This is a genomic window from Thermoplasmata archaeon, assembly GCA_035632695.1.
Classification (GTDB): domain Archaea; phylum Thermoplasmatota; class Thermoplasmata; order RBG-16-68-12; family RBG-16-68-12; genus RBG-16-68-12.
This window is the reverse complement of record DASQGG010000131.1, coordinates 1-8,306: the sequence shown is the minus strand read 5'-3', so window position 1 is coordinate 8,306 and position 8,306 is coordinate 1. Positions and strand designations below refer to the sequence as shown.

The following is an 8,306-nucleotide window of genomic DNA, read 5'->3' as shown; positions in this document are numbered from 1 at the left end:
AACCGGGCCGATTTATCCTTGTCTCCGCGGCATCCTTTTACCCGAAGCCCTCCATGCCGGAGCGTGGGCGTCCCCTGGGCCTCCCTCCCGTTCCAGGCGGTCGAGGGAAGCCTCCAATGCATGGCCGTGGGGATCATCATCGGCATCCTGGTGCTCGCCCTGGCAATCCTCATGGCGTATCAGCGGTACGTGGCGAGAAAGCGGCCCGTGCAGCACCTCTGCCGGTACTGCGGCCGCCTCGTGACCGCGGTAAGCGATTGCCACCACGCCCCCGTGCGGGAGGAATTCCTCCACGGCGTGTGCCAGGAGTGCAAGAAGGACTGCCGCCTCGTGTGCGCCACGTGCAAGCGGCCGCTTTAGGCCAAGGGGTTCGCGGGTCCCCCCGAGGGAGCGCCCCACCCGCGCGGTATACCTCTACTTAGAGGTGCGAAGCCTCCGGACACCTGGTGGCCGGCGGGTCCTACCGAGCGAAGTTTTATCTCCGGACGCCGTGTGGCGTGGGCCGTGTCCCTCTCCGAGCGGCCCTGCGGCTCCCTGATCCGAGGCCAGCTGCCGGTGGGTTGCGCCCAGTGCACGGAGGGGGCCAAGATGGTCCTGTTCGTCACGGGTCTCTGCTCGTTCCACTGCTTCTACTGCCCCGTCTCGGACGAGAAGATGTATCGGGACGTGGTCTTCGCGGACGAGAAGCGCGTGGAGTCCGACGCGGACGTGATCGAGGAGGCACGGGCCATCCGGGCCAAGGGAGCGGGGATCACCGGCGGCGACCCCCTCGAGACGGTCGACCGCACGGCCCACTACATCCGCCTGCTGAAGGAGGAGTTCGGCCCGGGCTTCCATACGCACCTGTACACGATGTCCACGGACCCGGAGAAGCTCCGTACGCTCGCCGAGGCGGGTCTCGATGAAATCCGCTTCCATGTGCCGCCGGGCCTCTGGTCCGACCCTCGCCGCATGGGCTTCCAGGCCGCAGTCCGGCGATCCAAGGAGCTCGGGATGACCGTGGGCCTCGAGGTGCCCCTGATCCCGGAGCGGGAGGCGGACCTCGTCCGGCTCATCGAGTGGGCGGAATCGGAAGGGCTCGCGTTCGTCAACCTGGATGAGATGGAGTTCAGCGACGCGAACTTCGCGCGGATGAAGGTCCGAGGGTACGCGACCAAGCACGAGCTCGCGTACGGCGTCCAGGGCGCGGACCAAGTCGCCCTCCGGCTGCTCGAGCGTCCCTGGAAGACCACGGTCCACTATTGCACGAGCGGCTACAAGGACGCCTGGCAGCTCCGGACGCGGATCAAACGCCGGGCCGAGAACGTGGCCCGCCCGTGGGACGTCATCACGGACGACGGGACCCTGGTCAAAGGCGTCATCGAGGGGGACGGGCTCGACGCCCTGGTGCGAGAACTCGCGAAGCGCCACCACGTCCCGAAGAAGCTCATGGGTCTCGACGCCGCGCGGCGGCGAATCGAGATCGCTCCCTGGATTCTCGAGGAGATCGCCCCGAGCCTCGGCCGCCCCTCGTTCGTGGTCGAGGAGTATCCGACGGCGGACGGTCTGGAAGTGGAGCGGGTCCGGCTTCCCTGACCGGGCTCGGCAGTCCGCGAACGTGACGGGTCAGCGCGTCGACGACGACGGGCCACCGCTGCCCCTGAGTTTCGATTGTGACTCGCGCCGAGGGCACGGACACGACGCGCACGCTGCACAAGGACGCGACGGCATGCGGCTCGAAGCGCTCGAGTGCCTCGGCGAGACGTCGGTCGCGCTCGGCCTCGATGGCGCGGACGACGTCGTCCGCCCCGGACGGTGCGGCTGCCCGCACTTCGCCCACCGTGCCGTCAAAGTACCGGAACACGCGGCGGACTTCTTCCTCCAGCGCGGTCAGGCAGGACTTGCGGAAGGCCTCCCGCTGCGCCCGCGTGGCGTCCTCGAGGACTTCGCACGCCGTGCGATACGCGGGCTCGAGGTCCGGCGCGAAGGCCGGGAGGGCTGCGCTCTGCAACCCCTCCGTCGGGAGCGGCCATGGCACGGCCCAGCCCTCCGACGCGTCGGGCGCGACGGCAATCACGTGGAACCCCTCGCGCTTCTCGTCCGAGGTCAGCGCGGTCCGGAACGCGAACAGGGAGAGCGGTTCTTCAATCGAGGGACACGACACGACGTCCGGGGGAAGGGGCGAGATGCCGGCGTCGTGCAAGGCCTCCGCGACCCAGTCCGTCGCGGCGGGCACGAACCGGGCGACGTCCCATCGTCCGCGGCGGGACGCGAGTCCCAGGAGTTTCTCCAGGACATAGCTGCCGGGAGCCACGAGCTCCGCATCGAACTCGCCCACGCGATCCGGATCGAACGTCAGGGCGGCCTGGGCGGGAAGGTCCAGGGTCGCCTGCGTAGTCTCGGGGACGCGCAGCCAGAGGAAGGTGCCGTCGTCCCGCACCTCGACGCCCGCGTCCTCGAGGAGCGCCACGGCGAAGCTCCGAAGCTCCTGGGTCTCCGTCACGCGGCGGCCTCCTCGCTCATGTCCTTCAGGAGTTCGTCGTTCCGCTCCTTGACCGTCTCGTACCGTGCGCGGGCCCGCACCAAGGCCTCCCCGAGGCGGCTCACGGCCGCGCGGCGCTCTTCCGCGGCCTGGAGCGCCCAGATCTCCATGAGGAGCTCCTCGAACGACTTCCGCGCCTCCAGGTCTCCGAGGATCAGGTCGAGCTCGCCCACGACGAGCTCAAACATGTGGATCTTCCGGTCCAGGAGGTCGATGAGCACCTCCTCCACCGTGTCCGTGGCCCAGAGGTTGACCACGTGGACCTCCTTCTCCTGGCCAAGGCGGTGCACGCGGCCAATCCGCTGCTCGATGCGCAGCGGGTTCCAGGGGAGATCGTAGTTCACCAGGGTGCGCGCGAACTGGAGGTTTCGGCCCTCTCCACCCGCCTCCGTGCTCAAGAAGATCTGCCGGTCGCCCCGGAACGCGCGCACGGCCTCGTCCTTCGCCTTCGAAGAGAGGCCCCCATGGTAGACGGCGACTCGATAGCCCTGCGCCTCCAGGACGCCGCGGAGGTATTCGAGCGTCCGCAGGTACTGGGTGAAGACGAGGACCTTCTCCTCCGTCCGCTCCAGGAACGCCCCGAGATGCTCCGCCTTCACGTTGTCGCGGATCGCCGCCGCGGCCTCGCGGAGGGACGCGAGCCGCGTCTGTTCCTCGGCCGAGAAGAGCGGGCTGTGCTCCAGCTTCTCCAGGGTGCGCGCCGTGGCGAACGTGCTGCTCCCGATCTCCCGCTGGAGGACGATCAGCGTGAGCCGGGCGGGCAGCGGCAGATGACCCGACGGGCCGCCCCATGCCTCGCGGACGAAGTCCGTGACGTCGTCGTACAGCCGGCGCTCGGGAGGGGTCAAGCGGACGGGGACCGAGTGAACCCGCCGCGGCGGCAGGGTGAACGCGATCCCGCGGCGGTTCCGTACCATGACGTCCCGCAGACGCCCGCGGAGCTCCGTGACTCGCGCGGGCACCCGGTGGTCCAAGGAGGCTGCGTACCGCGCCAGGTACTCGTCGTAGGTGTGGAGCTGGCCCGGCTTGAGCAGGCTAACCAGGTTGAAGAGTTCGTCCATGTTGTTCTGAATCGGCGTCGCCGTGAGGAGGAGCATGTACTTCTTGTGAAGCGCAGCAACGAATCGCCAGTTGCGGCTCGCGCTGTTCTTGAGGCGGTGGGCCTCGTCCACGATCACGAGATCCCAACGGACCGCTCGGGCCGAGGTGGCGTGCGGCTCCCGCTTAGCGGTGTCCAGGGACGCGAGCAGGAAGGGCCGCGCCTCCCAGTCCTTCGCGGAGTGCAAAATCTCCACGGGGACTGAGAATTTCTCCTGCATCTCATCCCTCCATTGGGTCCGGAGCGCGGGCGGCGTGAGGATGAGCACGCGCCGGACGAGGCCCCGGATGGCGTACTCCTTCAACAGGAGACCCGCCTCCACGGTCTTCCCCAGGCCGACCTCGTCCGCGAGCAGGGCGCGGCCTCGCATCTCCCGTAGGACACGGAGCGCCGTCCGCTCCTGGTGCTCGTACCGCGTTACGCCCCGTAGCGAGGGCCAACTCAGGAGACGATCGAAGCCCTGGACCAGGGAGAGCCGGTGGGCCTCGCCGTTCAGCTGCCAGGCGCGCGGACCATCGGACGGACCGCGGCCCACGGACGCGAGCACGGCGCGGTCCGCCTCGTCAAAGACCAAGGAGAGCGAGGCGCCCGCCGAGGGCGTCCCCCCGCTCACGGTGGTGGACATGGAATGGGGGTCCCTTCACCTGCCACCGCAGGCGGCAGACCGATGTCCGTGTTCGCAGATGAAGGTTGTGCCGTACGGAGCCCCTCGAGATTGCCGCGTATGCGTTTCGAGGTCCGGCACGGGCGCCTTACATCTCGAGGCTGGTGGGAAGGCCCGGCTCGCGGGCATTGGCCCGAACGCGGCGGCCGCGGAGCATGGACGGGACAATCGCGACCGTGTTCAGAATCCCCATCCAGAAGTATGCGTTCCGGAGTGCGGCCGCGAAGAGGTCCTTGTCCGCCGTCGTGATCGCCACGGGATTCACCGCGGAGATGATCTGGGAAATGAGGTCGTACCGAATCGTGAAGGTCATGATCAGGATGGCCAGGTTCAGGCTGATCACGAACCCGACGTTGAAGAACGTCGCGCGGAAGGCGGAGGCGATCCCTCGGCGGTCGCCGGGGACGGAGCCCATGATGGAGCTCATGTTGGGCGACGCGAAGATCCCGAGCCCTGCGCCGAAGATGGCCATGTAACCGATGAGCAAGGGGATCGGGGTGTTCACGTCCGTCGTGGCAAAGAGGAAGAGCGACAGGCTGACGACCGCCAGGCCACCCGTCGTGAAGGGGAGGTGGCCGTACTTGTCCGACAGCTTGCCGCTGAGCGGACCGAGGACGACCGTGGTCAGGTCCAGAGGGAGGATGAGGAGCCCCGCCTTGAACGGGTCCAAGCCCAACACGAGCTGGAAGTACAGGCTCAGGAGCAGGAGCACCGCACCGAAGGAGACCGCGTTCAGGAGCTGGGCCACCACGCCCCCGGAGAACTCCCGAATACGCAGGAGCTTGAGGTCGAGGAGCGGGTACTTGGACCGGAGCTCAAGGAGGACGAACGCGACGAGGGAAAGGACGCAGGCGGCGGAGAGCGCCAGGACGATCCGCTCCTCGCCGAGGCCGTAGGCCGCCAGCGTGAGGGCGAGGAGGAGGCTCGAGATGAAGACCGTGAAGGTCGCGAACCCGGGCCAGTCGATCGGCGCGCCCTTCTCGAGCTTCGCGATTTCCCTGAGCCGCGCGCGAGCCCAGAGGGTGCCGAAGATCCCGATGGGGACGTTGATGTAGAAGAGGGCGCGCCAGTCCGCGAAGAGGGTGAGGATCACCCCGCTCACGGTAAGGCCTGCCATGGCGCCCATCCGGAACGCGACCTGGTTGATACCCAGGAAGAACCCGAGCTCCGTGTCCGGCGTGGCGTCCACGATCATCGCCGCGCTGTTCGTGAACAGGATGGCGGATCCCAGGCCCTGGATGAAGCGGAAGAGGATGACCTGGGTCGGGGTCACGCCGAGGCTCACCAAGAGCGAACCCACCGTGAAGACGCCGAAGCCGCTCGTGTAGATCCGAACCCGTCCAACGACGTCGGAGACACGTCCGATCAGGAGGAGGGCGACCGTGCTCCCCAGCACATAGGCTTGGGTGATCCAGATCGCCTGCTCGGCGTCCGCCCCGAGTCCGGCCGCCACCTGGGGCAGGCCGATGATCACGATTCGGGAGTCGATCCCCGACATGATCACGCCGACCGTGGTCACCAGGAGGACGGTCCACTTGTACTGGATGGCAACACCTCAGGGTCGCGGGTGCGCGCGGCTCGGCAGACTTGCCGCCGGGTCGATTGCGCTCCGATATGTAAGCTTTAGGTCGTGCGGACCGGAGCGCGAGAATCATCCAGGGAGTTCAGCCGTTGCGCGAGCGTCCCGGTCGCGTCGGACTGCGCAGGCGGTCACGCGACGCTGACGCTCTGGATGGGGTGGTGCCGCGCAATCAGGTCCCTGGAGACGCGGAGGTTGCGGCCTTCCTTCCCGATCGCGCGCCCCTTCTTGCTGGCATCCACGGTGACCGTGGCGTGCGTGATGTCTCCCCGCTGCTCGATCGCCACGCCCTTCACGTCGTAGTTCCGGAAGACGTTCGCCACGAACTTCTGCGGGTCTTCGGAGAACTCGACGATGTGGATGTCCTTGTTAAACAGCCGCTTGAGCTTGGCCACGTTCTCGCCTTTCTTGCCGATCGCCTTCCCGATGTCGCCTTCCTTCACGACGAAGATCAGGCGGTCGGCCGCGTCCACGCAGTCCACGACGGTGGTTCGGGTGAGGTCCTGGAAGAGCGCCACGTACTTGATCGTCTGCTCGTCGAACGTGACTTCCGCCATGCGGCACCTAGGCGCTCAGGATGTTGGACTCCCCCGGGGCCACGATGGCCACGGCGGCGACGGAGAACGGCACGCCGCAGGAGGCACCGAGCTCCGCGTTCGTCCCCGGGAAGGAGAAGACCTTCACGTCGCCCAGGGCTTGGAGTGCCTCCGCGGGACAGTTCGACGCGACGACGACCATCTTGGCGGCCTTCGCCTTCACCGCCTTGCGGACCTCCCGCACGCCGAAGCGCACGTCGCCCGTGTCCGTGGCGAGGCGCAGGGCGCGGGGAACGTCGATCACGGCGCGACCTCCTTGGGCTTCCCCTCGGGCTTCTCCTCGGGCTCCGCGGACGGCGCATCCGTCGCGGGCGGAGCGGCAGGCGCCGCGGGCTTGGGCGGCGGCGTGGGTTGCTTCGGGAAACTCGCGGGCGGCTTGTAGACCAGGTTCACGGCTCCCGTGCCGAGCGTGACGGGCTGGCCGACGATCACGTTCTCCGCGACGCCATCGAGGTAGTCGACCTCGCCGGTGATCGCGGCCCGCAGGAGGTGGTGCGCGGTAATCTCGAACGCGGCACGGGCGAGCACGGAGGACTTGCGGCCCGAGATCCCATGCCGGCCGATCGCTTTCACGTCGCCGTCGTTCGTCATCATGTCCGCCACGAGCATGATGTGGCGGATGTCGACCGTGAGGCCCTGCTCCTGGAGGGTGTTGTACGCCTCGTTGATGATCGCGTTGCGCGACGCCTCGATGCCGAGGACCTCGTAGATCTCCTGGATCGAGTTCGTGGTGGTGCGGGACGCGTCCACGTAAGGCAGCTCGAGAAGCTTGGACAGATTCGAGCCCTCCGTGTAGATCACGTACTCGTCTTGCCGCTTGCGGATGATCGCACGCCGGATGCCGTCGATCCCCTTGATCTTCGTCGAGCGGAGCTGCTCGACGATCCGTTGGAGCTTCTTGAAGGACGGCTCGCCCGCCTCGACGACGAGCGCCTTGACCTTCTTCTCCGCGTTCCCCACCTGCCGCTTGACCTCCTGAGGCTCGCCGAGCTTCTTGAGCTTCTCCTCGAGCTCGGACCAGGTGACGCCGCGGGACTTCATCCGGTGGTCCTCCGGGTACGCCACGACGCGCATGTTCACGAGGTCCGTCTCAATGTCCGCGACGTCCTCGAGCGAGGTGGTCTCGATCTCCGTGGCGATCCGCTTCATCTTCTCCAGCTCGTTGTGGGTGGACTTGATGAAGATCTCCATGATCGGCGTGGAGGGGACGCGCCGGGCGTCCACGATCTCGATGAGCCGCGGCAGCCCGAGCGTCACGTTCATCTCCGCGACGCCGGCGTAGTGGAACGTCCGCATGGTCATCTGGGTCCCGGGCTCGCCGATGGACTGGGCCGAGACAATGCCCGCGGACTCGTTCGGATCGATGGAATGGACCTCGTACTTCTCGGAAATCTTCGTGAGGACCTCGCCAAGGCGCTTCTTGCTCAGCTTGATCCCATGCAGCTTCTTCGCGAGCTCTCCCACGACGGACCGCGGGAGGTCCTTGCCGATTTCGTGGAGGACCTCAAAGATCTCCTTCTCGCCCTCCGTCAGGTTGGGAGCCTTCTTGGGAATCTCCAGGGGCGTCTCGGGCTCCGCCTCGGCTTCCTTGACGGGTCCCTTCCGCGCCGCGCGCGCCGCGGGTCTCGGGCGGGCCGCCTCCTTCTTCGGGGCGGGCTTCTCCTCCCCCGGGGCGGCGAGCTTCTTGACGACCTTCTCCGCCTCCTTGACCGTGAGGAACTTCTTGAGCCGGTCCACGTTCGCCCGCTGCAGTTTCTCCAGGGTGAAGCCCGCGTCCGCGAGGACCTCGGCCGTCTTCTTCGAGAGACCGCGGTTCCGCAGCGCCTGGATCGTCGTCGCGCGCGCCA

Annotated in this window: 7 protein-coding genes; 2 read left to right on the top strand and 5 right to left on the bottom strand. The window is 67.5% G+C overall.

Annotated elements, in window-relative coordinates; genetic code table 11:
• The first annotated feature begins 63 nt into the window (after window positions 1–63).
• Window positions 64–360 (top strand): hypothetical protein, encoded by a 297-nt coding sequence (locus VEY12_08505; protein ID HYM40164.1) that lies wholly within the window; start codon window positions 64–66, stop codon window positions 358–360.
• Window positions 361–504: 144 nt separating this feature from the next.
• A complete protein-coding gene (locus tag VEY12_08500; protein HYM40163.1) occupies window positions 505–1,575 on the top strand; it encodes a radical SAM protein in 1,071 nt (356 codons plus the stop codon).
• A 903-nt stretch (window positions 1,576–2,478) separates the two neighbouring features.
• Here VEY12_08500 and VEY12_08495 read toward each other — a convergent pair.
• The 5 genes from VEY12_08495 to rpoA2 form a co-directional block, all read right to left on the bottom strand.
• Window positions 2,479–4,245 (bottom strand): SNF2-related protein, encoded by a 1,767-nt coding sequence (locus tag VEY12_08495; protein ID HYM40162.1) that lies wholly within the window; start codon window positions 4,243–4,245, stop codon window positions 2,479–2,481.
• A 127-nt stretch (window positions 4,246–4,372) separates the two neighbouring features.
• Window positions 4,373–5,803 carry an MFS transporter gene (locus tag VEY12_08490; GenBank protein ID HYM40161.1) on the bottom strand — a complete coding sequence of 477 codons (1,431 nt, stop codon included), beginning with the start codon at window positions 5,801–5,803 and terminating at the stop codon, window positions 4,373–4,375.
• A gap of 191 nt (window positions 5,804–5,994) precedes the next feature.
• A complete protein-coding gene (locus VEY12_08485) occupies window positions 5,995–6,420 on the bottom strand; it encodes a NusA-like transcription termination signal-binding factor (protein ID HYM40160.1) in 426 nt (141 codons plus the stop codon).
• 7 nt (window positions 6,421–6,427) lie between these two features.
• Window positions 6,428–6,703 (bottom strand): 50S ribosomal protein L30e, encoded by a 276-nt coding sequence (locus tag VEY12_08480; GenBank protein HYM40159.1) that lies wholly within the window; start codon window positions 6,701–6,703, stop codon window positions 6,428–6,430.
• A partial coding sequence (gene rpoA2, locus VEY12_08475; GenBank protein HYM40158.1) for a DNA-directed RNA polymerase subunit A'' occupies window positions 6,700–8,306 on the bottom strand: 1,607 nt, incomplete at its 5' end. The genes rpoA2 and VEY12_08480, both read right to left, overlap by 4 nt.